Raw genomic sequence first — 26,059 nt, 5'->3', positions numbered from 1 at the left:
ACTCTGTAACAGCAACATTCAGTGATGGGAAGCAGCTTGGATCGATTGTAAAAGTATAAATAAAAAGAAGGTTTCCAGGAGTGATAGGAATTAGATTATTATTGATTCATTGGAGGTTTGTTAGTTGTGGGGAAAATTGTATTTAATCAGCGGATGGATTTTTCATGTGTAGAAGGGGAAATTCTCTGTATTACACCGGGAAATAAACAAGATATTATAATTTTAGTATTGGATAAAAAGGTTACAGACATTTATTATTATAAAATTATACACTCGTTGAAATCTGGCGTTTTGAAACAATATACTATAGAAAATAATCAATATTTTAACTTCATTCAACCTTTAGGAGAAAATTGGATTTTGGTTAAAAGTTTCGTTGAGAAAAAGGAAGATACAACGGCTACAATTTTTGATAAAAAAGGAAACATCGTTGCTTCATATTACTTAGGAAATGGAATAAAATATTTTCAAGTTGATGAAGAAGAACATTTATTGGTTGGGTATAGTGAAGAAGGTATATTTACTTCTGTAGAGGAATTGTTTATTTCAGATGAAGAGTTTGATTCGATAGATTGGGAAAATATATATAATATTAATAAATTTGAAAAGAGCGGATTAGCTATTTTTTCTAAGAATGGCGATTTAATTACTAATGAATTTAATAATTTAATAAAGAGATCTGTCTGTGATTGTACAGCAATACATATACAGAAGACAGGTGATATTTTAATGTCTTACTATAACGAGCAAGGAACGTATTCATTCACACAGATTAATAAAGAACGATGCGAACAAGTTATTCTGTATGAAACAACATTGAATCATACATCACTATATTTAAAAGTACAAAATAATATTATCTTTGGTGTAGATAACAATCAGATACATGCATATTCACTTGTAATTAAAAAATTAGCAACTCTGTTAACAGTAGATAGCGATGGAAATCCTATTCAATTTGAGTATATTTTTTCAAGGGATCAAACAATATATGCTGTTAAAGGGAAACGAATATTTTGTTGGGAGCAATATGGGATTTTAGAAGAGGGAGAATAAATAGAGAAGTGATTGAGAGCGAGCGTCAAACTTATTAAAAGTATAGAAGTTTGACGCTTATTTTTATGTTTAGAATCAATGAGAGGATTTTCATCTATATGAAAGGTATTATATGTAAAGAGTTAATAAGTTTTAAGTCTATTGTTGAAGCCTATCAGTTTAAAAAAATGAGTTTGGATTATAAACAAAATGTAATGTTACTAGTACAAGACAAGCAGAATCGACCTTGTATTATTTATTTGGATAAAAATAATGTAAATAGAAAGAGTTTCAATTTAAACGTAGATATCGATGTTGAATCTGTCCAATGTATGCAACGAATTGGAGAGAGATGGTTACTTATATTTAATTATGAAGAAGATAATGCGGTTATTTATAATTCGGACGGAAGTGAACATTGTAAGTTTTATGCCGGAGAAGGGATTCAAGATTGTCAGGTTGATGTGAATGAAGATATATGGGTTAGTTATTGTGATGAAGGGGTTTTCGGAGAGTGCCCAATTGGAGTGAATGGTATAGTTGCTTTTGACTCTAAAGGTCAATTGATTTTTGATAGTTATGATCAATATGTAGAAAGGTTTAATGTACCTCCTATAGATGATTGTTACGCAATGAACGTTATAGATGGAGACGTTTGGCTCTATTATTATTCAGAATTTCCTTTAGTTCAAATGAAAGATAAAAAAATTCATATGTCATGGAATGAAATAAATGTAATTAAGGAAATATGGTCGGAAAGTTTTGCGGTCGCTCAAGATAAAGTAGTATTCATTACTCGAGATAAAAAGTTGGTTGTTTATGATTTAAATAATAATCATGTGCATGATATGAATCTTCGTAATGAACTAGGAGAACCGATTCAATTTGTTACTTATTATAGCCGCGGATCTGTTATGTATTTTCAGACGGATGATACGCTGTATTATGTTGAGTTACTTAAATAAATATAAAAAGTGCACCCAACAATTCGGGTGCACTTTTTCATAACCGTTATATATTCCTCTTCATCAATTCCCCAACTTGCGTCGCAACATACTCAACATCATTATCAATTTCATCCAATACGTAAGATTCCAAAATGCCCATAACAGCTGTTCCTAAAAACTTTAAAACGATGTGTTTATCAATGTTTTTATTCACTGACGTATTTGTATTTAGTTTTTTCTCTAGTTCACCCATGATAAAAGTTAGTAACTTTTTCTGAAATAATAATGTGCTGTTGCTTCTAAATAACGCTGCGAAAAATGGTTTGTGTTCTTTGAAGTATTCAAACCATATGACAGTTCCTTCTATATAACCTTTTGTTTGTTTTATATCGCATATTTCTCTTAATTGATTTAAATGGTCGTCCACAATTTTGTCTAATAAATTGTATTTATCTAGGTAGTGTAGGTAGAAGGTTTTTCTCCCGATGTTTGCTTTTTCTGTAATGTTTTTTACTGTAATTTCGTCAAAGCCATCTTCAATTAACATTTCTATAAATGCAGATTGAATTGCGGTTTGTGATTTTATAATTCTTCTATCGATTTTCTCCATATGTTCCTCCGTTCTTTAATACACAAATCTTGTAATGTGTGTATTAATACTCGAATAATTAAATGTGGTCATTGAAACGGATTCATGCTCACTTTATTATAAATATACACGTGAGTATTAACTCTCACAAGTGTAAAACAGAAAAATAAAGGTGCTTTGAATATAGCGGTTACAAAGAGAAGTGTATGATAATGCGGGAAGATTACAAGTAAGAAGAAAATCACTTTGATTTGCTTACTATTTACGTTCTAGGCACATAACAAGTTATAATAGAAGAAATCAATAAGGAGGCTAGCAGTGAAAAATTTTCGTTATCTCAATATATTCACTATTTTAATTGTATACACACTACTCATGTTTTACATCGGCTGGAACGGATGGGTTTGGCTCAGTACGGTGTTCGGCTGGGAATCTTGGGGATATTACGCTTTCGTAGTTGGCTTCATTTCATATGCGTATATTCTCGTACAAGTGTTTAAGTTCTTGCCATTTTTACGAACGGTCGGTTCAATTTGGTTTGCGGTCATACAATACGCACTTATGTTATTACCGTTAGCTGATATTATGGTCTTTCTTTTACAGTTTTCAGTGGAGAAAGAAGCGGCAATTATTTGGACAGGATCGGCCGTGTTACTTGCGTTCATCTTAATTTTTGCGTATGGAGTATTCAACGCATATAGTCCAGTAGTAAGAAAGTACGAAGTGCACATACCGAAAAAAGTAGAAGGGCGTAAAAGTTTACGCATTGCGATGGCCTCTGATATGCATTTCGGTAAACTGTCTGGAGTTGCTCATTTAAAGAGACTCGTTCGTCATGTAAATGAGATGGAGCCGGATATTATTTTATTGCCAGGAGATATTATCGATGATCATCCAGGTGTGTTCATTCAAAAAAATATGGGACCAATTATGAAACAAATGAAAGCTCCATTAGGCGTATATGGTGTGTTAGGAAACCATGAGTATTACGGCCGAGCTGTTCCTGAGTTTTTACAAGAGATGGATAAGATTGATATTCGTATTCTGTTAGATGAAGTGATTACAATTGAAGATGATTTTTATCTCGTTGGAAGAAGAGATAAAACAGAGCGTGATCGTCAGAGTTTTGAAAATCTAATGAGTACGGTAGATAAATCGCTTCCTGTTATCGCAATGGATCACCAACCATTTGAATTGAAACAAGCAGCGGATGCTGGCGTTGATTTACTACTATCCGGTCACACGCATCGCGGACAAATGGCGCCGAACCATATTGTGACGAGAAGAATGTACGAACTAGACTGGGGATACGCACAAAAAGGTGCATTCCACGCAATTGTTTCTTCTGGATTTGGATTCTGGGGACCACCATTAAGACTTGGAAGTAGGTCGGAAATTGTACAGGTGGAGGTTACTTTTGCATAGGGTTATATATAAAAGGGACTATACATGATTAATATGTATAGCCCATTTTAGTTTTTATTTCGCAATCGCGCCCTTTACTTGAATATAATCTCAATTAGTTGTTGTGGATGTGCATTAATTAGTCCATGGACAATAATAATTGCCCATACCTTGCGATAACGTGCCCACAAACATCCTAGGAATAGACCTACGATACCATGGTTTGCAATGACCGTAGCTGTATCAACATCCCAATGACCAGAGCCGTGTAATGCGATATGCCAGCTCGCCCATAACAATGAAGTAAGAAGAATAGCCGGCCAAATACCTAGTAATAATTCCAAACGTGTTTGCAACCAAACCCTATAAAAAAGCTCTTCAAGTACACTATTTATAAGAAACCCTACGAGTAAAATTAAGATTAAAACCGTGGGTTCCATTCTCGCTGAAACAAATGGTGTAGAGAATGCAGAAAAGAAGTTGAAGTAACCCCAGATTATAATGACAATAAGTGGTGTAAAACGATACCATCTATTATTCTCTATTGATTTTACAGATCTTGGTCGCTCTTTTTTAGGGTTACTTTTATAAAACAAAAGAAGCATTAATGGGGTGAATAATAATAAAATAATTTTAAATATCATAAACCACAATTGTAATGCCATCTCTTCAAAGTTCGTGGTGAGAAGACTAATCGTGAAGAGGGATCCACTCAAGAATAAGACAATAGCTTGAATCATGATGCGCCTTGGTTCAGACTGTTGAAGGGGATTATAGTTTTTATGATGAAATGGTAAGAAACGGACAAGGAGTATACCGACAATAACAGGGATCCACTTGTTCCAAAAAGGCATCGTGCCCTTATGATCTCCACTATAACGAATGTTTGTTTCTCCAGTCCATATAAGCCAAAGAGATGAAAGAAAAATAATAAGCATAATTATCCCACCAATTAACTTCCCCACTTTTGGAAAATAACTACTCATAGTTATCCTACCTTTCATACTATAATTATAAATTAGTTTCCAAGTGGCTTCGTCCGCTGCATTGTACCTATCATTATTTAGGCAATATTTTTTGATGAAATTCAATAATATGCTTATGTTATCAAATTTCTAACAGTATGCGACGTAATTCCTAAAAACTATAGAGTTGCGTTTAACTTTATCTAGAGCTTCATGTATCAGTATTACCCTGCAAATTAGCCCGATTGTTGAACAGTCGGGTATGGCCCCTTATTTTTCATAAACCTCTGCATAAACAAATTGTAACTGTGCATGTAGTTTTTTACTTTCCACACCTAATTTCTTAAATTTATGTGATCAAGATACTATAAATGTACCTTTATCGTCCTCAGTAACCTTATATTTTACCATTTTTTGGTTTACTGAAACAACGATTGAGATATTAAATAGCTGAACTAGGAGAACTAACAGACGCGATTTTAATTCGTTAAATAAAAGAGAGTTTGTGAAATACTGGTTGTGCAGATAGTGTTAAATATTGTAAAATAAAATGGTACCAATAAAACTGAATGGGTACCAAAGGTTTAGGGGGCGGATTATGAAACAAAGAATATTAACAGAAACAATTTATCAAATTCAAACGAAGGGATTTACATTTACAATTAGTGACTTAGCAAAACAATTAGCTGTGAGTAAGAGGACAATCTATGAGCACTACTCTTCAAAAGATGAAATAGTAGATGAAGTTATTCTCAATGTTATAGAAAGTATTCAAGAAAAGGAAAAAAATATCGCTGAAGATGATACGTTACAAACAGTTGAAAAAATAAGAAGCATTTTAATTTGCATTCCACAACAATTTAAATTCATGGATGCACGTTTATTAGTAGAACTAAAAAAGCACCATTATAATCAATGGTTGAAATTAGATCAATTTTTACGTGAAGGTTGGTCTACTGTAATACGGTTAATAGAGGAGGGAATGAGGGAAGGGAGTATTAGACAAATTCAAGTTCCGTTTTTTATTGAAGTATATTTAGGAGCACTGAATCGCATATATGATCCTATGTTTATTGAAAAGAGTGATTATACATTAGGAAGTATGCTTGAATCAATTATGGACATGTTGTTGTATGGAATTTCCAATTCGAAATAGAAGGTGGGAGAATAATGCAGTGGATTTATTTATGCTTCGCAATTTTATTTGAAGTAGCTGGTACAACTGCGATGAAACTATCTGATGGATTAACGAAACTTGTCCCAAGTATTTTTATTTTTGTATTTTATGTAGTAAGTTTTTCATTTCTGTCATTTGCATTAAAGGGAATGGAGATGTCCGTTGCATATGCAGTTTGGTCAGGTATGGGAATTGTAACGATTACAATAATTGGTTTTGTTTATTTTGGAGAAAGTATCAATGTAATTAAGATACTAGCGATTCTTTTTATTTTAATTGGAGTTGTAATCTTAAATTTTAATAGTGCAGCACATGAAGAGAAGAAAAAAGAAGTGGTGGAGGAGCGTGTACATTGAACCGTTTAAAATATTTTTTCCTTATTACTGATATTGGGTTCGTTATGTATTGGTTCATAACAATTTTTCATATGATTCCACAAGAATATTTGTTTAAAGATTATCAAAATCCTATTTTAGTGGCATGGAATTGGTCTTTTCTACCTTTAGATTTATTAATCTCGTTGACGGGATTTTTAAGTTTGTATTTGCACTTTAAACAAAATCCTATTTGGAGCCATTTTGCGTTCGTATCATTAATTTTAACTTTTTGTTCAGGATTACAAGCTCTAGCATTTTGGACAATACGTTTAGATTTCGATATTTCTTGGTGGATTCCTAATTTATATTTATTAGTTTATCCATGTTTCTATTTAAAAATTATTTGGAGAGAGTGTGGCTGGCATGAGATAAGAGAGAAGAAAATTCAATAGGTATAATCGGAGTGGAGGAAGAAAAGGAACTGGCCACATCGCCATCAAGTTAAGAAGTACATTGTTTCTCAAAATAAAAAAACGAACTGAATTCCCATGGACAACTATGAAGAGATAAAATTTTCTTTTTGGGATACTTTAATATCTTAGCTTGGTAGAAATGAAAGGCCCCACATTTTTCAATAAAAAAAGGTCCCACATAAGGAGCACTCAATAAAAACAAATGAATTAAAACAAATAACAGACATGTATAATATACAATATTGATAATTTTATATCAATATATTTAAATTTACTATTTATATTGATATCGATTTTATAAAAAAGGTACGATTAGAAGACTCTGCTGAAATGAAGGGGGATTTTAAGTGATCATATCAGATGTCATATACGGTGAGTTTAAAGTAGATAAAGTGTTAGAAGAATTAATTTTAAGTAAACCTGTGCAAAGGCTGAAAGGGGTTCATCAAGCCGGAGCAAGTTACTTAATGAATGAGAAATGGAATGTAACGCGCTTTGATCATTCAGTTGGTGCGATGTTGTTAATTAAAAAACTTGGTGGTTCAGTAGAAGAACAGATTGCTGGTTTACTGCATGACGTATCGCATACTGCTTTTTCTCATGTGATTGATTATGTTTTTGATAACGAAAATGAAAGTTATCATGAAGAAATATTTAGTTCTGTCGTGAAAAACTCGGAAATCCCGGCGATTCTTTCAAAACATGGTTATAACTATGAAGATATTTTGTTAGATGATTCGAAGTGGACATTACTTGAAAGATCCGCACCGGAATTATGTGCAGACCGAGTGGATTACACATTGAGAGATATGTATACATATGGATATATTTCTTTAGAAGAAGCTCAAAATTTTTTAGATGATTTAATCGAAGTGAATGGAAAAATGGTTCTTCAAAATATTGAAATTGCAGAATGGTTTACGAAGACGTATTACAAAGAAGTAATTGATTTCTTTATGAAACCAATGAATATTTATGGAAACGATATGTTAGCTAAAACGTTAAAATTAGCCCTTCATAAAAAGATAATCCATCCAGATGATTTTCTTCTTGAAGATCATGAGCTTATTACGAAATTGCAGCTATGTAAAGTTCAAGAAGTAGATGCTTTATTAAGAAAAGTTCATCCAAGTATAGAAGTAAAAGAAGATAGAGATGAGTATGATCTACATCAGAAAAATAAAGTGCGTCTCATTGACCCGCCCTTACTTCGTGAAGGGAAAATCGTTCAGGCGTCTGTCGTATCAGAAAAAATAAGACAGATGAGCGATATCGCTTATGAAAAAGCAGTAAGAGGGATGTATGTGAAAGTGATTTCTGAGTAAAAAAGGTAGAGCATCCAATAGGGATGCTCTACCTTTTTCTCATTAATGATCAAACCAATTCCAAACCTCAATATCTCCAAGAGTCGCATAGCGTACGTGCGGCGAGTTTTGCAATTTTAATAACTCTTTCGATGGGCCAGTAATGACCATTCCGTATACTTTTACGCCGTTATCTTTTACATATTTATAACGTTTATCTAAGTTCAGCTGATCCTCAGGAAGCATAGCAACTTTATTTACAGTTTTTTCATGCGTAGAAAGAATACGCATCATTTCAATTACTTTAGCCTCTTGTGTTTTCAGATTTTCTGTTTCATCATCAAGGAATCCTATATGTTCTGGAAATCCTATAAAGTCGCCCCCAGATAGGATGAAATCTTCTTCGTTTATTCTTTCTTGTCCCGTATCTAAAGCGTACCATACAGGAGTTGGAGGGATTTCTTGTGCTTCAAATACGCTATATAAAAGTGGTTCTAATTCTTGTAAAGTGTAAGGTTTGTCAAAAGATATTGCTACTTCTGCAACGGTTCCCTCATGTACCTTTGCGAGTGTATCCCAAACCTTTTTAGATGCATCTTTCAAATAATCACCTTGCTTGATTTTTGGATGAACAAAGTGGATGTTCGGTTGATAGTGCATATTCACCCAAGATTTATGTGTGATATTTAAAGAAGATAAGAAGCTGCTTGTTTCTATTGTACCGAGTGGCATTTCTTTTTTACCAATCGTTTTGACTAAATCAAATTGGCTGTTTGTTCGAAAGAAAGCCTCTACACTTGTTCCGCCCCCCATGACGCGGCTATTTGGGATAGTTGCTTCAAGTGCAAGAGAAGGAACATCTCGTATTTCTTTTAGTCGTTTATCATTATCAGCTTGAAAATAAAAGACAGATAATGCTCCGCCAATCATATATATAACGATACAAATTGCTAGTATAAAACCAACCGTTTGTAATCGATGTTTCCACTTAATCCTCCAAAATGGAACTTTAAGATCTTTTGGAGGCAACCTTTTCTTTACTGGTTCACTCTTCGCAAGCAATTCATCCAAGTGCACTTCACACTCTTCGCAAGTCTCAATATGACTTTCTAACCGTTCTTGTTCATCATGTGTGAGAGTTCCTTTTTCGTATTTCTCCCACAGTTTTTTAAACTCTGTACAACCCATCTGTATCACTCCTTTATGCTTTTCGTTTCTTTTCGTCCTCGGTGTAATTCAATTTTTACTTTTGCTAACGAGAGGTTAGTCATTTCTGCTATTTCCTTATAGGAGAATCCGTAGTAATCTCGTAGTAGCAACACATTTCGTCTTTCGAGCGGAAGTGAGGATATACTTTGTAACCAACTAGTAATCTCATGTTTTACGAAATAAGAGTGTTCTGTACTTGGCACGTTTGGTAAATGGAATTCTTCAATTTGCGTTGTTTTATACTTCTTTTCTTTTCGGTACCAATCGATAAAGGCGTTGTAGGCGATTGTAAATAACCATGGCCTAATTTCCTCTCCTTTATAATAGTCAATATGGACGAGCATTCGGTAAAATGTTTCTTGCATGAGATCTTCAGCACTATGAGAATCTCCGGTTTGGGAGAGAAGATAGCGAAATAAATCTTGCATATGCTCTGAGTAAATTTCTTCTAATGATTGTTTGCGCTTCACTACATTTCCCTCCCTTCATACATAACAACGAAATACATATAAAAAAGTTACAATTTTTTATGGAATTATAGTAAAAAACGTCAAGAATTGGATAGGATTCTCTTTTATCATAATACATATAAGGCGGGTGAACAGAGATGGAAAGCTATGAAACACAAATTCAAAGGTCAATTGATTATATTGAGGAAGATGTAATGGAAAAACAAACGCTGCGTAATTTAGCACGTGTTGCAGGTTTTTCTGAGTCGCATTTTCATCGTGTATTCCAGGCGTTAGTAGGCGATACAGTAATGGAGTATGTTCGAAAGAGGAGGTTAGCCCGGGCAGCTTATCAACTTTCTCATACGGATGAAAAAGTTATTGATGTCGCATTTGAGCATGGCTTTCAATCTCACGAAACGTTCACGAGAGCCTTTAAAAAATTATTTCAAATGACACCAAGTGAATATCGAAAACAAGAAATTGAAACACCAATGTATTATAGAGTGAATGTAAAACAAAGAAAGTTAAATCCATATTTAGGGGGCATACAAATGGAATATCGTATTGTAAATAAACCAGAATTTTTAATGGCGGGTTATGAGCTGAAGACGACAAGTAAAGAAGGAAAAAACCATCAAGATATCCCAGCATTTTGGCAAGAATATTTACAAAAAGATCTTGGAACGACGATTCCGAATCGTAAAGATACGAGCCAATGGGTAGAGCTAGGATTATGTACTGATTTTAATTTAGAAACAGGGGACTTCACTTATATTATTGGAATGGAAGTTACAGACTTTGAAAATGTACCAAATGCAGTTGCAAAGCGTACATTCCCAGCCGCGACATATGCAGTATTTACAACGCCGAAAGTTCCTCATGAAGAAATGGTATCGTCTATTCATCAAACGTGGAATGCTGTATTCTCAGAGTGGTTCCCGCATTCAGGATACGAACATTGCGGCGTTAATGAGTTTGAGCTATATGATGAACGTTCCCATGCAGATAAAAGTGAGTTCGCTCAAATCGAACTTTGGATACCGGTGAAGAAGAAATAATAGAAAGAAAGACCGTCCAAAAGGTATTTTTGGACGGTCTTCTTTTATTAATAGGTTGCTACTACTGTCGTATTTTGTAGTTAAGTCGATATAATGAGAGTTGTGTACGATATCATTTCATTTACTAGCATGCTACACTGGAAACACAAGTATAATCGTCGTTCCTTTTCCAAGTTCACTATCAATGGAGATCGTTCCGTTATGAGCATGAACGAGCTGTTTTGTAATGGCGAGGCCAAGTCCAGTTCCGATGTTGCTTTCTTCTGTATTCGTTCCTCTGTAGTACCGCTCGAATAGAAGTTCTTTCGTTTTATCGTCCATACCTTTTCCATCATCTGAAATAGATAGTGTAAATGAATTTGCATTTTGCGAAAGTTTTACGATTACGTTTGTTGTTTCATTATTATGTTTTACAGCGTTTGCGAGTAGGTTTTCGATAATACGTTGGAACCATTTTTCTTCAATAAAATATTGGATTTTGCTTGAACTTGGCACAAATTCAATGTTTTGATTTTGTAGTGTCGGGTTATTAATAAATTGTAATAATACTTTTTGGACGAACTGATTAATTTCAACATTTACGTGTTGCGCAGGCAGAGTATCATTTTTTAATTGATATGTTAAGCTTAAGTCGTCAATTAATGTAGTCATATATTGAGATTTTTCTTTCATTACATGGCCAAATTGTTGAATGTCTTGATCAGTCCAATTATATTGCTTCGATTCTAGTAATAGTGCATAGCCGTATATAGAGCTAAGCGGTGTTTTTAGATCATGCGTCAGGCCGCTAATCCACTCTTCACGTGTTTGTTGCAGTACTTTTCTCATTGCATCGTTCTTTTTCAAAGTAATAGAAAGGTGCTCTAGTGAGTTTGTAACATCTTTAAATATACGGAACGACCATTTTTCTTTACCGGAGCGCCGGAATCGAACAGGTTTGCCTTTTTTACTAACAGGTTCTTCATATTTTCCTCCGGCTATGTTTTTAAGCCAGCGCATCGTGTGTAATAAAGGCTTTCCAAACTTATTTCCATACCAAATTGAAAGAATGACTAAATAAACAAACACAATAAGGAGGATTAAGCTGCATCCGATTAGAAGTTTTTTGGTAAATATATCATCTAATTCATCATCTGGATAATAATGAGCGTTTGGGGCGGATACAACGACGAGCTGACCACTATTTGAATCGTAAAAACTAGATGTATTTTCTTTATAATTCCACGGTTCTTTTTCATTAAGAGCCGTTTTTATAGCCGAAAATGTTTTTTTCTTCCCAGTTGGATAGGAAAAAACTTCTTCGCCATTGTTATTAAATACTTGCAGTGTTGCTTTTTCTTTAGAAATTAATTGTTTTTCTTGTTCAGTTAGTGCAAATTCAGTTAATGATAAAGAAGGATGCCCTTGTTGTATCGTTTTTAGTAAAGCATTACTTTTTAGTTTGGCACCGTAAATAACGATCACTGGTTTCTCTTCTAATTTAATTTCCCAATAGTTAAATTTATAAATACTGTTGCTGCTATTCTGTAAATACGTAAGTAAGGATGTCTTTGTGTAAGAGGTAGGAACATCGTTAGGCGTATTAAAGTTGTAAAGGACCTTTCCATCTTCATCTACAATTTGAAGCCAATCACTCTTTTCTTTTATTAAATCTTTTACCTTAGATTTTAAAGTAATGTTATTGTCTTCAGAAGAAATATATTCGGAGATTGTAAAGGTATCATAATCAGAAATATTAGGTTCATATAAAGTACTATTAAGAAGAAAAATTAAATAAGAAAAAGAAGCGACTACTGCGATAAGTAACGTAACTAAGACAAAAACGTGTTGTAAAATAAACTGTATTATAAGTCGTTTATTAAAATTCATATCGTTAACCTACTTTGTAATGAACTTATAGCCAAGTCCACGAACTGTTTTTATGTATTCTGGTTTACTTGGATCTTGTTCAATTTTTTCACGTAGCTTTCGAATGTGAACCATAACAGTATTATCATCTCCATTATAGGCAGGTGCTCCCCAAACTTTTTCATATATTTCTTCTTTCGAAAATACGTAGTTCGGATTCTCACAAAAGAAGAGTAGTAGTTGAAAGAGCTGAGCCGAACATTCGACAACGTTTCCATCTACTGTTAGTTCCGCAGAATGTTGATCAATTTCAAATCTCCCAAATGAAATGGAGTGCGTTTTTTGTTCTTGTACGCTTTGCTGCATATGTCTTCGAAGTTGGGCTTTCATACGAGCCACTACTTCTAGCGGATTAAATGGCTTCGTAATGTAATCATCCGCACCGTATGAAAATCCAGATACTTTATCTAAATCAGAAGTTTTCGCTGTTAGAAAGAAGATGGGGCAATCCGTTTTTTGGCGAATGATTGGACAAATGTCAAAACCGGACTGTCCAGGAAGCATCACATCTAAAATGATTAAATCGTAATTGTTTTGCTCGGTGAGAGATAAGGCTAGTTCCGCAGATGTTGCAGTTGTAATATGAGAAAAACCTTCTTTTTTAAGAATGGTGGTTAGTAATTGTAAAATTGCTGTTTCATCATCAACAAGTAAAATATTTGCGTGATACATATATATGAATCCCTCCTAATTTCCTCGAATATCATATCATCTTTTTGTAACTTATGGAATTTTTAAGGAAATTTTAAGGTTTTCTTTCACAAAAAATTAAGATTCAAATGATATGATAAAAGTAACATGGGGAGGAGATGAATGTGAATCCGTTTCAAACGATGCGAGCTAGATATTTTTTAATTGTATTTGCATTATTAATTTTAGTAGCACGAAGTAGTAATGAAGTGCTAGAAAATACATTTCATATACAGAATTCATCTTTAATAAATATTCTTATATTTTATATCCTTCCAATAATATGGCTGTTTTACGGATATAGAAAGCATCGTGTTTCATTTTCATTATTTATTAATCGAAACGAAACATTTAACCTAGTGCAAGTTTTGTATATCGCAATTATGCTATGTATTTTTAGTTACGGCTATCTTATTCTGTATATGTACAGCTTTGCATGGATTACACCAGATTTTATTATGAATGCCTTGCATGAACCGATTATAGATAGTACCGGGGGATATGTATATCAATTTATTATGGTCGTATTTATCGCGCCTATTGTCGGAGAATTTGTTTTTCGAGGATTTTTACTACAGCGTTTTGCAGCGAAATGGGGTACTAGTATAGCAATGGTCGTTGTAGCACTTTTATTTGCGTGCTTACATGTTGATTTCCTTGGTGCAGTTGTGTTTAGCATCGTACTATCAATTGTATATATTCGTACGAAAAGCTTACTCATGCCAATTGCCATTCATATGTTAAACAATGCGTTTGTGCTTAGTGCTTCTTTTTTAGTAAGCAGAGAAAAGATAATGAGTTTTGCCGATTTTTCGAACTATACGACATTCTTTCCAGGATTAATTATTTTTATAGCAGGATTAAACTTAGTACTCATCTTTTTATTTGTGAATCGCAAATATTGGAGTAAAGAAGTGCCTGTTATATATGAGGAGAAGCAAAAGAGCTTTTCGAGCATAGTGGGGGATAAGTAAGGTAGAGAAGATGTTTGAGGAAATATTGAAGGAAATGATAGATTCCACCTTTATTAGACGTAAGTACTTCTCCATCAATAATGATTTCATCTTATCGTGTTAGGGACATTAATAATAGTTAGCTTTATTGTGGAAGAAATGATGAGGCGTATCTTCAGAAAGTATGTAAAGAACGAAGAAAATTATGTTAGGGCTCATAAAATGTTTGAGAAAGTAGTGGGGACTTTTATTTTATGAAAACTAAATCATCATTAATTCGAAATTTGAAAGGGATGTATAAAATTATATGAATGAAACAATATCGTCAAATAAGTTTTTTTATTTGATTGTACTGAGTTTAGTATTGATTACGACAGTAAATGTTGTTCTTCGCTGGGAGGAAGCTTACTTTTTTATGTATTTAGCGCTCCATTTATTAGGGATTTTATGCATAACGGGCGGAGTAGTTGCTGAGAAAAAGCATGAAGAAAGTATTAATTATATGTGTGTGATGGGTCTTATTTTACTTTTAACTGTACAAGGTATTATGAAATATAGTTCATTTTCTTTGCAAGATTTTAGTTTATTAATAGATGTGCTTCCTTAAGGCGGATTATTATAACGACGCTAGTTTTTTAAGGAATATGAATATATAAGGTATGTAAAGGCGCTGGTTTGTAAGTACATTTCCTATACCAGATTATGAGCCGAAGAAAATATTTAAAAACAGGTGAAACTCTTCTTGTAATAGAAGAGTTTTTTTATGTAAATGGAACGAGCTAGAACAATTCTCACGATTAGCTTGTTCTAATTTTGAAAGTACGAACTTACAATAATAATAGACAGGCAGCATAGAGGAGGGAATAGCGTGAGGAAAGTTATTGGATGGTCGCTTTTTTTGTACGTTGGGTTTGCGTTACTTATATATTGGTATTTATTTGGATGGAATCATGAACTCATTCCGGACATGTATAAAGGAACGAGGGCAGATCCAGAGACTTTTATGAATGCGAGGGAGCTTACGCTAAGCCAAGATTATTCGCGCGTGAAAAACTTACTGTACTTTTTAGCGACGCCTCTTGAATGGATTATTTTATTGTTTGTACTTGTGCTCGGTATTTCAAAAAAGTTTGAGAAATGGTCGAAGGAAACGACCAAAATAAATGTCTTACAAGTTGCGATTTATTTCTTTTATTTATCATTACTGACAACAGTTCTTGCATTACCGATGCAATGGATTGGGCGTAAAGTGTCGGTTGATTACGGTATTTCCACGCAAAGTACACAAAGCTGGATAAAAGATCATGTTATCGATTTTTGGGTGAATTATGCGACTATGTTACTCATTGTTACAGTTCTTTTATGGCTCATCCGTAAATTCCCGAAGAGATGGTGGCTAGCAGGGTGGGCACTCTCTGTACCGTTTACAATTTTTTTAACGTTCGTGCAACCTGTTGTAATTGATCCACTTTATAATGATTTTTCAACGCTGAAAAATAAGGAATTAGAAACGAAAATCTTAGCAATCGCAGATAAAGCTGATATTCCATCTGAACATGTATATGAAGTAAATATGTCGGAAAAAACAAATGCGTTAAATGCATATGTAACAGGAATTGGAAAAAACCTTCGTATTGTAATGTGGGATACAACACTTCAGCAATTAAAAGATAAAGAGATTTTATTTATTATGGCCCATGAAATGGGACATTACGTAATGAAACATATATATTGGGGCGTTGCGAGTTATATTTTCATATCGTTTATAGGTATGTATTTAATTAGTCGTATTTTAAATATGTGTATTCAAAAATGGGGAGATACGCTGCAAATTTCCAAAATGGCATGTTTTTCAATTTTACCTTTATTTTTCTTAATTTCCTCTGTATTATCGTTTGCGTCACAACCAGCAACAAACTACGTTTCTCGTATAGAAGAACGAGCGGCAGATCAATACGCTTTAGATATGACAAAAGATGGGGAATCTGGCGTAAAAACTTTTCAATATTTATCAAAAACGAGCTTAAGCCAAGTAAATCCACCTGCGTTAGTGAAGTTTTTCTTATATACCCATCCACCAATTTTCGAAAGAATTCATACGTTTGAACAATATGAAAAAGAAAAGAAGCAGTAGTGTACTGCTTCTTTTTTTCATGGGTCATTCGAGTTTTGGAAAATTATAGTGTATAATATATGGAATATTCAGTGAAATGTTTAGGAGGTTAATATTTTGTTTCATTCAAAATCAATGCCGGCTATAAAAATGATTCTTTCGATGTCTATTTTCGGATCGATTGGATTTTTTTCTGTTCAGACAGGTTTACCGTCTTTTGAATTAGTATTCGTTCGTTGTATTTGTGCGACTTTATTTTTAGCATTATGTTGGTTCGTAACAGGGCAATACAAAAGTGAGAAATGGAACAAAAAAGAGACCATACAAATATTAGCTTGTGGTGTATTTCTCGTTTTTAACTGGGTATTTTTATTTAAAGCGTTTGAAGTCATGTCGATTACAATTGCGATTTCTGTGTATCATCTTGCACCGATCATCGTATTAATAATTGGTAGTATTGTATTTAAAGAGAGGTTAACAGCATTTGCGGTTCTGTCCATTGCCATATGTTTCATCGGTACAGTTTTAGTAGCTGGGGTAGATGGAAGTATGTCGCTTGAGAAACTTATGTCGTCTGGAATGGTGTGGGCGCTTCTTGCAGCTTTATTTTATGCATTTACAACGTTGCTCGGAAAAGGAATTAAGCATACAAGTGCATATGCGATGACATTTTTACAAACGTTTTTAGGTATATTTTTATTGCTACCATTCGTAGACTTCGGGAAGTTTCAAGGATTAACAGAGATGAACTGGATGATGATCACAGCGACAGGACTTATACATACGGGATTTGTATATTACTTATTTTTTGACAGTTTAAGAGATTTATCGACGAGATTAATTTCGGTATTAGTGTTTTTAGATCCTGCGGTTGCAATACTATTAGATACAGTCTTTACCGGATTTAGACCGACTAGTATGCAAGTAGTGGGGATTATCCTTATATTTGTAGGAATGGCATTTACTTTTCGGAAGCCGCGAGATGAAAGAGTACAAGTATGCTCAGAAGCATGATTTATTCCAATAATTGAATAATATTGTAAATATTTAGAGTGTTCAATATAATCGAAAAAGAGGTGAATAAAGAAAAAAGGTGGATGACTAAAATGAAGAAGTTATTAAAAGTAGCTACATCATTAACGTTAATGGGGGGAATATTTGTAAGTGCAAATGGTGTATCTGCAAATACAGATGTTATCCAAAAATCTGGTCCTGATATTATGATAGAGTTTGATGATGTAACAACAGGTCATTGGGCATATGATGAAATTACGAATTTAGTATATCATCGAATTATGTATGGATATGGAAATGGTAAGTTTGGTGTAGAAGATAATATAACACGTGAACAGGCAGCGGCAGTGCTACATCGTGCACTTCATTTAAAGCGAAGTGTGTTTAATGAAAATCCATATGGAGATATTAGTGGGAAATCAACAATGTTTCCTTATGAAATTCTTCATTTAACAAATATCGGTATTTTTAAAGGGGACGAAAATGGAAATTTCCGTCCGAAAGATACACTGACTCGTGCAGAATTAGCACAAATTTTAACGAAAGCATATGAGTTAAAAGCGAAGCGTCCACATACATTTACAGATATACCAGAAAACCATTGGGCAAGAGATGCAATTAGCGCATTGCAGTCTAATAAAGTTGCGGTAGGAACGGGAGATGGCAAGTTCGAGCCTGAAATGCTCGTTACACGTGGGCAATTTGCGAAGTTTTTACAGCGATCAATTGATAATTCACCAGGGAAATGGGAATAAATAAGAGTATAAAAAAAGTACAAGTAGATTATACTTGTGCTTTTTGTCTGAAAGGTAAAGTTTTTACATAATGCAATTTTTAGATTCTATTTAAACGATTAATCAATGAAGCTGGAAAAAGCGCAAATATGATATTTGCGCTTTTTTTGTCTAGAAAGTGAAATTTTTATAAGTGAAGGACTTGATTAGTAGATAGTAGAATATTTTATATATAACATCTTTGCAAAAGCTTTTGTTTATCCTTTTTGAAAATCAAACAGAGAAACTAGAGCGAAAAGATGAGAATATATCTTCAAATGATTTGCATGCAATTCAGAATACCAATTGGAATTGAGAGCGAATTGGCTCTCCTAGTAATCTTCAAAATAATAGATATTAAAAATGCAATATATTACATAGGGCTTGCAAATACAGCATATGTAATATGGGGAAAGAATTTAGTCTATTATGTTCCACTTTTAATAAAGTGGAAATGAAGGAGCGAGGACAATGAAGAAAAAAATGTTCCGTGTAATGGCGGCAGCGACTATTATGGGGGGATTATTGGTAAGTGCAAATGTTCCTAACATAAAAGCAGAAGAATATCCTGAAATGATTGTATTTGACGATGTCCCAGTAAACCATTGGGCATATGATTATATTCTAGATGCAGCATATAATAAAATTATGCTAGGTTATGGAAATGGAAAGTTTGGTGTAGGTGATAACGTAACACGTGAACAAGTGGCGGCAGTACTATATCGCGCACTTAATATAAAACATGAAGGGCCGTTAAAAAATCCGTATAATGATATTTCTGAAAGATCAACAATGTTTCCAAATGAAATTTTAGCATTAACAGAACGCGGTATTTTTAAAGGTGATGAGAAGGGGAACTTTAGACCTAGAGAAACAATAACACGTGCAGAAGTAGCGCAAGTTCTTACACAGGCATATTCCTTTGAAGTGAAGCAACAGCATACATTTAAAGATGTACCAAATAATTACTGGGCGAAAAATGCAATTAGTGCCTTGCAATCTAATGATGTCATAGTAGGAACAGGAAATGGAAAGTTTGAACCGAATAAAATTGTAACACGTGAGCAATATGCAACATTTTTATATAAAGCTATTATTAACTTTCATTTAAAAAATGAATAACAATAAATTATATTGATATAGTATATTTTTTGAAAAAAAGCGCGAAGATAACGCGCTTTTTTCTTATTTTAAATTGTTTATTTGTATATTTATTCTGATGTTAACAGTGGGGTGAATAGTATAGAATGAAAAAAATAGGATAATCTTAGTTACTTTTTATGTTTAAAAAGTATGGTTTAGTAACTTCATTGTTCACTAAGTATAAAGATAAGTATATAAAATACAGTTCGCAAATTAGACAAAACTTATATGGATAAGTGTATTGTTACTTTTCCGTTAATTCTTTATATTAGAAAAAAATATGTTTTTTTAGGGAGAGAATACAGTGAAGAAAAAGATTTTAAAAATAGCAACAGCTTTAACAATTATGGGGGGAATTGGATTAAGCGCACAAGGTACTACAGCAAAAGCTGAATTAGCTGCAAAGCCACAACAAGCAAGTCCAGCTATCTTTAAAGATGTACCAGCAGGACATTGGTCTTACGAAGCAATTCAAACTTTAGCACAAGAAGAAATTATGCTTGGTTATGGAAATGGCGTGTTCGGTTTTGGACATAACATAACTCGTGAACAAGTAGCTGCTTTGATTTATCGTACTATCGATTTCAGTGAAGTATTCGAGGAAGGCGATATCCTTGAGAATCCATACAAAGATATTAATGAAAAATCAACAATGTTCTTAGAAGAAATTTTAGTATTAACAGAGGTAGGTATCTTTAACGGTGATGGAACTGGAAACTTTAGACCGAAAGATACACTAACACGTGCAGAAATGGCTCAAGTGCTTACAGTAGCATATGAGTTAGAAGTAAAAGGAACACAAGGATTTAAAGATGTACCGAAAGGACATTGGGCATACAATGCGATTAATGCAGTAGGTTCAAATGGTATTTCTGTAGGAGATGGAACTGGAAACTTTGCTCCAAACATGAAAGTAACACGTGAACAATATGCGCAGTTCTTATTTAAGACAATTTTTGAATAAATAATAAAAAAGAGTCAGTGTTATATAACACTGACTCTTTTTTTGTTGAAATCATAATGGATAAACACAGTTTTGTAAAAAAATCATTAAATTTCCAAAAAAAACTTCCTTTTCTGAAGATTTGTTATATAATATAAAACATAAAATCAAATCTGTTATAAAACAGTTTGAAAAGGGGATGCTAATATGTCGACGCAAACTTCACGGGTTACATTGCCTGGAGAAATGTTACCAGCGTACAACGAAATATTGACACCTGAGGCGCTTAGCTTTTTAAAGGAACTACATGGAAATTTCAATGAACGCCGCACAGAACTTTTACAAAAGCGTGTGGAGAAACAAAAAAGAATTGATGCAGGGGAGTTTCCTACGTTCTTAGAAGAAACAAAGCATATACGTGAAGGGGATTGGACAATCGCTGAGCTTCCGAAAGATTTAGAGGATCGCCGTGTGGAGATTACTGGACCGGTAGATAGAAAGATGGTCATTAACGCTTTAAATTCAGGAGCACATCTTTTTATGGCAGACTTTGAAGATTCGAATGCACCAACTTGGAGAAATGCTGTTGAAGGTCAAATTAACTTACGAGATGCTACTAGGGGAACGATCTCACATAAAAATGAGAACGGAAAAGAATATCGTTTAAATAGTAAAACAGCTGTCTTAATTGTGCGTCCGAGAGGGTGGCATTTAGAAGAAAAGCATATGCAAGTTGACGGCAAGAACATGTCTGGCAGTTTGGTGGATTTTGGATTGTACTTTTTCCATAATGCGAAGACGCTTTTAGCAAAAGGAAGTGGTCCATACTTTTACTTACCGAAAATGGAAAGTTACTTAGAGGCAAGATTATGGAATGACGTTTTCGTATTTGCTCAAAAGTATATCGGTATTCCGAACGGAACGATTAAAGCGACTGTGTTAATAGAAACGATTCACGCTTCATTTGAAATGGATGAAATTTTGTATGAACTAAGAGATCATTCTGCTGGTTTAAACTGCGGGCGATGGGATTATATATTTAGTTTCTTAAAGAGTTTCCGAAATCATAATGAATTTTTACTCCCAGATAGAGCGCAAGTCACGATGACAGCACCGTTTATGCGCGCGTATTCTTTGAAAGTTATTCAAACGTGCCACCGCCGTAATGCACCAGCTATTGGAGGAATGGCAGCACAAATTCCGATTAAAAACAATCCAGAAGCGAATGAAGCAGCTTTTGAAAAAGTGCGTGCTGATAAGGAGCGCGAAGCTTTAGATGGACATGACGGGACTTGGGTTGCCCACCCGGGACTTGTACCGGTTGCAATGGAAGTATTTAATCACATAATGAAAACGCCAAATCAAATTTTTAGAAAGCGTGAAGAAATACGTGTAACAGAAAAGGATTTATTAGAAGTACCGATGGGAACGATTACAGAAAGTGGTCTTCGCACGAATATTAACGTTGGTATTCAATATATTGCATCTTGGTTAAGCGGGCGGGGAGCAGCTCCAATTTATAACTTAATGGAAGATGCAGCAACAGCGGAAATATCAAGAGCACAAGTATGGCAGTGGATTCGTCATGAGGGTGGAAAGTTAAGTGATGGCCGTGATATCACTTTTAAATTGATGGAAGAATTGAAAGAAGAAGAGCTAGCAAAAATAGAAAGAGAGATTGGTAAGGAAGCGTTTAAGAAAGGGAGATTTGCAGAAGCTACAAAACTGTTTACAAACCTTGTTCGCAATAACGAGTTCATGCCGTTTTTAACATTACCGGGTTATGAAATTTTATAAAAAACAAGAAAAGGGGATGGAACATATGAAAAACGAAAGAATTGATACATTGCAAGAAAGCTGGGAGTTAGATACACGCTGGAAAGGGATCACACGTCCATATTCAGCTGAAGATGTAATTCGTCTGCGCGGATCGATTGATATTGAACATACGTTAGCGCGCTACGGTGCAGAGAAGCTTTGGAAATCACTTCATACAGAAGATTATATTAATGCACTTGGCGCATTAACAGGAAACCAAGCGATGCAACAAGTGAAGGCTGGATTAAAAGCAATTTATTTAAGTGGTTGGCAAGTAGCGGCAGATGCGAATCTTTCTGGACATATGTATCCTGATCAAAGCTTATACCCAGCGAACAGCGTACCAGCTGTTGTAAAGCGAATTAACCAAACGCTTCAACGTGCTGATCAAATTCAGCATATGGAAGGAAATGGTGATACGGATTATTTTGTACCAATTGTGGCGGATGCTGAAGCGGGGTTTGGTGGACAATTAAACGTATTTGAACTAATGAAAGGGATGATTGAAGCTGGTGCATCTGGCGTACACTTTGAAGACCAATTATCTTCAGAGAAAAAATGCGGGCATTTAGGCGGAAAAGTATTATTACCGACGCAAACAGCGGTGCGTAATTTAATTTCGGCACGTCTTGCTGCGGATGTAATGGGTGTACCAACAATTATCGTCGCAAGAACAGATGCAGATGCTGCAGATTTAATTACGAGTGATATCGATCCGGTTGATCAAGAGTTTATTACAGGTGAAAGAACACCAGAAGGGTTTTATCGTACGAAAGCAGGTCTTGATCAAGCAATTGCACGTGGTTTAGCGTATGCGCCGTATGCAGATCTCGTTTGGTGTGAAACGTCGGAGCCAAATTTAGAAGATGCAAAACGCTTTGCGGATGCAATTCATAAGAAATATCCAGGGAAGCTACTAGCTTACAACTGTTCTCCTTCATTTAACTGGAAACAAAAACTAGATGAAAAAACAATTGCAAGCTTCCAAAAAGAAATTGCATCATACGGTTATAAATTCCAGTTCGTAACGCTTGCTGGATTCCATTCATTAAATTACGGCATGTTTGAATTAGCGCGTGGTTATAAAGAGCGCGGCATGGCAGCGTACTCTGAATTACAGCAAGCAGAGTTCGCAGCAGAAAAAGATGGTTACTCTGCAACGCGCCATCAACGCGAAGTAGGAACAGGATATTTTGATGAAGTAGCACAAGTTATTACAGGCGGTACTTCATCAACGACTGCACTAAAAGGATCTACGGAAGAAGAACAGTTTACGAAATAAAGATAAAAGTAGGTGTCTATAATAGGCACCCACTTTTATTTATAATATCCAATTCACTATAGTGAATATACCAATAGTAGCAGTAAAAAGAAGGAATGCGAATAATGCTAGACAGCCCCATACAAATAGCTTGTCTTTCCATGTTTCTTCATCATCATCATCATCATCAATGAGTTTTTCTACCACTTTTTTCTGTAATGGATGTTCCGTATGTAGTCCTGTAATAATGTCATGATCTCCTTTGAATTTTAAAGCACGTACAATATGATAAGGATCATTTCCCATCGATTTTTCAAACTGTCGACATGCCGCGTGCATAACATCTGTTTTCTCTTTTTCAAGATACCAATATCGTCCAGCCATTTCGGGGTATTGTAATGTAAAGTAAATATCACCGAGTTTTTTTCTAAGTTCTAACTCATTCGGATAAGTAGCGATTAATCCGTGTACTCTATCTCTTGCTTTTCCGAGGTTGTTATTTTCAATATCTTTTTCAATTTTCTTTAATGTTTTTTCAGGGATTATTTCTACCATGTAATCCTCCTTTATTAGAATAGGTGTGGTTATATTTTATAAGAAATAATAAAATTTAGAAATTTTATTTTTAAAAAGGATTGTACATTCTATTTTAAGTATGCTATGATAATACCAGTTGAATAATTAAATTAAGCAATCCATATATTATCAAGTGCCGAAAACGAACGAGAAAAAGTATGTGAGAACTAGTTTATGTTTCGTATTTGATAATGTGTGGATTCTTTTTTTATACATGAAGACTAAATAATAAAATGTATTTTCTTAGGAGGAAATAATTATGACAGTTACAGGACAAGTAAAATGGTTTAACAACGAAAAAGGCTTCGGTTTCATCGAAGTTCCAGGCGAAAACGATGTATTCGTACATTTCTCTGCAATCGAAACTGAAGGTTTCAAATCTTTAGAAGAAGGTCAAAAAGTTAGCTTCGAAATCGAAGAAGGCAACCGTGGACCTCAAGCTAAAAACGTAATCAAACTATAATTTTATAGTTTATTATAGAAAAAAGGATGGCTTATGCCATCCTTTTTTTGTTGTTGAAATATACAAACATAACGATTATATTGGGGAAGAAGGCGGGGATATATATGATGGAAAAGTATATAAATGAAGTAATACTCGATGTTCGTAGAGGTAATGAAGAGGACTTAAAAAATACAATTGAAGAGATAAAGGCGTACGCGAAAACTTATGAAAATGATAAAGTGACGTTAATTGATCTGAAAAAATCTCATTCTCATGTTTTAGATGAAGAACAATATATAATCACATTACAAATTGAAAGAGATACAGAAAATCTCGGAAGAAAGTATGAATATGAAGAAGAAAAAATAGTCGGTTTTTTTGAAGATGAAGAAGAGTAAAAGACTTTCCAAAAAAGGAAGGCCTTTTACTCTTCTTTTCCAACTTTTTTCTTTGCGCGTTTCTTGCATTCTGGACATTTAGATTTACGAAAAGGCTTCGCGAAGAACAGTAAAATAAAAAATAAACCGAATATAATACTCGCTGAATTTTTTACGATAACAATGCTACTGTTTTTCATTTGAATTGTTGGATGATCTTGCTTTTCTTCCATGAGAGACCTCCGTATATTTGATTTATATTTTAATTATAGCAAAGTTAATTGTTGTAATGATGTGAAAAGAGGATGCGATTATAAATATTTATAGATAGTATAAATATTTTTTGTACAGGTTTGAATTATTTTATTATCATATAGTTACTTTTAAATTTAATAAATATTTGATAAATGATAAAGTATTGTAAAAAAGGGAAATCTGTAAAGCATTTCCTTTTCATAGGTGCTAAAATTATACATGCAGCTGCTACTATAAATAGAAAAGGGAGATAGTAGAATATGGAAAGTAAAGTAGAACGTTATGTCGAAAATTATGTTGTAAGTAAAAAAACGATGGCCTTACTTCCTGTTGTTCTAGGAGAAAAGCAAGTGGTTACGCGAATTGTTGAAATGGAGGATTCTTTTTTCGTATTTCAAAAACCTCTCGATATTATAGAGAGAAGTTGCCGGAAACATGGTTCTAGTTTTTTTGGAAGAAAAGAAGGAACGAAGGAGTTAACTCGTATTACACATAAAGCTCCTATTGCAATTAGCCCGACAGATCAACTTTATTTTTTCCCTACGTATTCTTATTCTCGAAAAGAGTGTGCGTGGTTGTCTCATTTTCATATTGAAAATAATAAAGAATTAAAAGATGGAAATCTTATTATTAGATTTATAAATGGTTTCGCTGTGAAATTAGAAATATCCAAAAGCAGCTTTGAAAATCAGCAAAATCGTACAGCAAAATTACGGACAGAGTATGAAGACCGTAAGAAAAAACAAGGAAGTCCTTGTTTTAAAGAGATTGATAAAAGGGATGAATCTAAATTAACGCCAGCCTATGAGAAAGTGTATTTTGTAAGGGAAGGCGAAGTTTGAGAGGAAAAGGATGGGGGG

At 34.1% G+C, this 26,059-nt stretch carries 28 protein-coding genes and 1 pseudogene; 21 read left to right on the top strand and 8 right to left on the bottom strand.

Annotation, left to right across the window (positions count from 1 at the left end):
• Positions 1-126 precede the first annotated feature (126 nt).
• Positions 127-1,056, top strand: coding sequence for a hypothetical protein (locus Q3V31_RS05795; RefSeq protein WP_329762739.1), 930 nt, complete (start codon positions 127-129; stop codon positions 1,054-1,056).
• Between the two features lie 98 nt (positions 1,057-1,154).
• Positions 1,155-2,000 (top strand): hypothetical protein, encoded by an 846-nt coding sequence (locus Q3V31_RS05790; protein ID WP_000676008.1) that lies wholly within the window; start codon positions 1,155-1,157, stop codon positions 1,998-2,000.
• Positions 2,001-2,046: 46 nt separating this feature from the next.
• Here Q3V31_RS05790 and Q3V31_RS05785 read toward each other — a convergent pair whose 3' ends face one another.
• Positions 2,047-2,592 (bottom strand): TetR/AcrR family transcriptional regulator, encoded by a 546-nt coding sequence (locus Q3V31_RS05785; protein ID WP_329762738.1) that lies wholly within the window; start codon positions 2,590-2,592, stop codon positions 2,047-2,049.
• Between the two features lie 297 nt (positions 2,593-2,889).
• Here Q3V31_RS05785 and Q3V31_RS05780 point away from each other — a divergent pair, with 297 nt between their 5' ends.
• Positions 2,890-3,996 (top strand): metallophosphoesterase, encoded by a 1,107-nt coding sequence (locus Q3V31_RS05780; RefSeq protein ID WP_329762737.1) that lies wholly within the window; start codon positions 2,890-2,892, stop codon positions 3,994-3,996.
• Between the two features lie 74 nt (positions 3,997-4,070).
• Here the strand turns inward: Q3V31_RS05780 and Q3V31_RS05775 are convergent, their stop codons facing one another.
• On the bottom strand, positions 4,071-4,961 hold the full coding sequence (locus Q3V31_RS05775) for a CPBP family intramembrane glutamic endopeptidase (protein WP_329762736.1): 891 nt from the start codon (positions 4,959-4,961) through the stop codon (positions 4,071-4,073).
• A 577-nt stretch (positions 4,962-5,538) separates the two neighbouring features.
• Between Q3V31_RS05775 and Q3V31_RS05770 the strand changes: the two genes are divergently transcribed.
• The 4 genes from Q3V31_RS05770 (at position 5,539) to Q3V31_RS05755 (ending at position 8,232) form a co-directional block, all read left to right on the top strand.
• Complete coding sequence (locus Q3V31_RS05770; RefSeq protein ID WP_329762735.1) at positions 5,539-6,096, top strand: TetR/AcrR family transcriptional regulator; 558 nt, start codon at positions 5,539-5,541, stop codon at positions 6,094-6,096.
• 14 nt (positions 6,097-6,110) lie between these two features.
• The gene (locus tag Q3V31_RS05765; protein WP_329762734.1) at positions 6,111-6,473 is read left to right on the top strand and encodes a DMT family transporter; all 363 of its coding nucleotides are present in this window, start codon (positions 6,111-6,113) and stop codon (positions 6,471-6,473) included.
• Positions 6,470-6,886 (top strand): YvaD family protein, encoded by a 417-nt coding sequence (locus Q3V31_RS05760; protein ID WP_016093106.1) that lies wholly within the window; start codon positions 6,470-6,472, stop codon positions 6,884-6,886. Before Q3V31_RS05765 ends, Q3V31_RS05760 begins: the two co-directional genes overlap by 4 nt.
• A gap of 368 nt (positions 6,887-7,254) precedes the next feature.
• Positions 7,255-8,232: an HD domain-containing protein gene (locus Q3V31_RS05755; protein ID WP_329762733.1), complete on the top strand. Its 978-nt coding sequence runs from the start codon at positions 7,255-7,257 to the stop codon at positions 8,230-8,232.
• A gap of 42 nt (positions 8,233-8,274) precedes the next feature.
• Here the strand turns inward: Q3V31_RS05755 and Q3V31_RS05750 are convergent, their stop codons facing one another.
• Positions 8,275-9,399, bottom strand: a complete 1,125-nt coding sequence (locus tag Q3V31_RS05750) for an anti-sigma factor (protein WP_329762732.1) — start codon at positions 9,397-9,399, stop codon at positions 8,275-8,277.
• A gap of 5 nt (positions 9,400-9,404) precedes the next feature.
• Positions 9,405-9,890, bottom strand: coding sequence for an RNA polymerase sigma factor (locus tag Q3V31_RS05745; RefSeq protein ID WP_329762731.1), 486 nt, complete (start codon positions 9,888-9,890; stop codon positions 9,405-9,407).
• A gap of 137 nt (positions 9,891-10,027) precedes the next feature.
• Between Q3V31_RS05745 and Q3V31_RS05740 the strand changes: the two genes are divergently transcribed.
• The gene (locus Q3V31_RS05740) at positions 10,028-10,930 is read left to right on the top strand and encodes an AraC family transcriptional regulator (RefSeq protein WP_000446859.1); all 903 of its coding nucleotides are present in this window, start codon (positions 10,028-10,030) and stop codon (positions 10,928-10,930) included.
• A gap of 132 nt (positions 10,931-11,062) precedes the next feature.
• Here Q3V31_RS05740 and Q3V31_RS05735 read toward each other — a convergent pair whose 3' ends face one another.
• Both Q3V31_RS05735 and Q3V31_RS05730 read right to left on the bottom strand, forming a co-directional pair.
• Positions 11,063-12,799 (bottom strand): ATP-binding response regulator, encoded by a 1,737-nt coding sequence (locus Q3V31_RS05735; RefSeq protein WP_329762730.1) that lies wholly within the window; start codon positions 12,797-12,799, stop codon positions 11,063-11,065.
• 9 nt (positions 12,800-12,808) lie between these two features.
• A complete protein-coding gene (locus tag Q3V31_RS05730; RefSeq protein ID WP_000274573.1) occupies positions 12,809-13,510 on the bottom strand; it encodes a response regulator transcription factor in 702 nt (233 codons plus the stop codon).
• Between the two features lie 143 nt (positions 13,511-13,653).
• On the opposite strand from Q3V31_RS05730, the gene Q3V31_RS05725 reads away from it, so the two are divergent.
• The 10 genes and pseudogenes from Q3V31_RS05725 to aceA all read left to right on the top strand — a co-directional run bounded on the left by Q3V31_RS05725 (position 13,654) and on the right by aceA (position 23,567).
• Positions 13,654-14,502 (top strand): CPBP family intramembrane glutamic endopeptidase, encoded by an 849-nt coding sequence (locus Q3V31_RS05725; protein WP_329762729.1) that lies wholly within the window; start codon positions 13,654-13,656, stop codon positions 14,500-14,502.
• Positions 14,503-14,592: 90 nt separating this feature from the next.
• A pseudogene (locus tag Q3V31_RS05720) lies at positions 14,593-14,792 on the top strand (hypothetical protein); the annotation flags it as partial.
• On the top strand, positions 14,789-15,088 hold the full coding sequence (locus Q3V31_RS05715; RefSeq protein WP_001006056.1) for a hypothetical protein: 300 nt from the start codon (positions 14,789-14,791) through the stop codon (positions 15,086-15,088). The pseudogene Q3V31_RS05720 and the gene Q3V31_RS05715, both read left to right, overlap by 4 nt.
• A 261-nt stretch (positions 15,089-15,349) precedes the next feature.
• On the top strand, positions 15,350-16,615 hold the full coding sequence (locus Q3V31_RS05710; protein ID WP_329762728.1) for a M48 family metallopeptidase: 1,266 nt from the start codon (positions 15,350-15,352) through the stop codon (positions 16,613-16,615).
• Between the two features lie 96 nt (positions 16,616-16,711).
• A complete protein-coding gene (locus Q3V31_RS05705) occupies positions 16,712-17,608 on the top strand; it encodes a DMT family transporter (protein ID WP_000469101.1) in 897 nt (298 codons plus the stop codon).
• Between the two features lie 83 nt (positions 17,609-17,691).
• Complete coding sequence (locus Q3V31_RS05700) at positions 17,692-18,363, top strand: S-layer homology domain-containing protein (protein WP_033656532.1); 672 nt, start codon at positions 17,692-17,694, stop codon at positions 18,361-18,363.
• 489 nt (positions 18,364-18,852) lie between these two features.
• Positions 18,853-19,503, top strand: coding sequence for an S-layer homology domain-containing protein (locus Q3V31_RS05695; RefSeq protein ID WP_000728371.1), 651 nt, complete (start codon positions 18,853-18,855; stop codon positions 19,501-19,503).
• A 325-nt stretch (positions 19,504-19,828) separates the two neighbouring features.
• Entirely contained in the window at positions 19,829-20,488 is a 660-nt protein-coding gene (locus Q3V31_RS05690; RefSeq protein ID WP_329762727.1) for an S-layer homology domain-containing protein, read from the top strand.
• Positions 20,489-20,674: 186 nt separating this feature from the next.
• Positions 20,675-22,264, top strand: a complete 1,590-nt coding sequence (gene aceB, locus Q3V31_RS05685) for a malate synthase A (protein ID WP_000107312.1) — start codon at positions 20,675-20,677, stop codon at positions 22,262-22,264.
• A 25-nt stretch (positions 22,265-22,289) separates the two neighbouring features.
• Entirely contained in the window at positions 22,290-23,567 is a 1,278-nt protein-coding gene (aceA, locus tag Q3V31_RS05680) for an isocitrate lyase (protein WP_000787339.1), read from the top strand.
• Between the two features lie 39 nt (positions 23,568-23,606).
• Here aceA and Q3V31_RS05675 read toward each other — a convergent pair whose 3' ends face one another.
• Positions 23,607-24,101: a DUF6584 family protein gene (locus Q3V31_RS05675; protein WP_098425784.1), complete on the bottom strand. Its 495-nt coding sequence runs from the start codon at positions 24,099-24,101 to the stop codon at positions 23,607-23,609.
• Between the two features lie 280 nt (positions 24,102-24,381).
• Between Q3V31_RS05675 and cspA the strand changes: the two genes are divergently transcribed.
• On the top strand, positions 24,382-24,585 hold the full coding sequence (cspA, locus tag Q3V31_RS05670; protein ID WP_000218989.1) for an RNA chaperone/antiterminator CspA: 204 nt from the start codon (positions 24,382-24,384) through the stop codon (positions 24,583-24,585).
• 104 nt (positions 24,586-24,689) lie between these two features.
• On the top strand, positions 24,690-24,965 hold the full coding sequence (locus tag Q3V31_RS05665; protein ID WP_329762726.1) for a hypothetical protein: 276 nt from the start codon (positions 24,690-24,692) through the stop codon (positions 24,963-24,965).
• Positions 24,966-24,991: 26 nt separating this feature from the next.
• Here the strand turns inward: Q3V31_RS05665 and Q3V31_RS05660 are convergent, their stop codons facing one another.
• Positions 24,992-25,177: a hypothetical protein gene (locus Q3V31_RS05660; RefSeq protein WP_000391586.1), complete on the bottom strand. Its 186-nt coding sequence runs from the start codon at positions 25,175-25,177 to the stop codon at positions 24,992-24,994.
• Positions 25,178-25,459: 282 nt separating this feature from the next.
• Between Q3V31_RS05660 and Q3V31_RS05655 the strand changes: the two genes are divergently transcribed.
• Positions 25,460-26,041, top strand: coding sequence for a competence protein ComK (locus tag Q3V31_RS05655; protein ID WP_000444433.1), 582 nt, complete (start codon positions 25,460-25,462; stop codon positions 26,039-26,041).
• Positions 26,042-26,059 lie beyond the last annotated feature (18 nt).

Source organism: Bacillus nitratireducens, assembly GCF_036320425.1.
GTDB lineage: Bacteria > Bacillota > Bacilli > Bacillales > Bacillaceae_G > Bacillus_A > Bacillus_A nitratireducens.
Note: the sequence above shows the minus strand (reverse complement) of the source record. Positions and strands in the feature narration are given on the sequence as shown.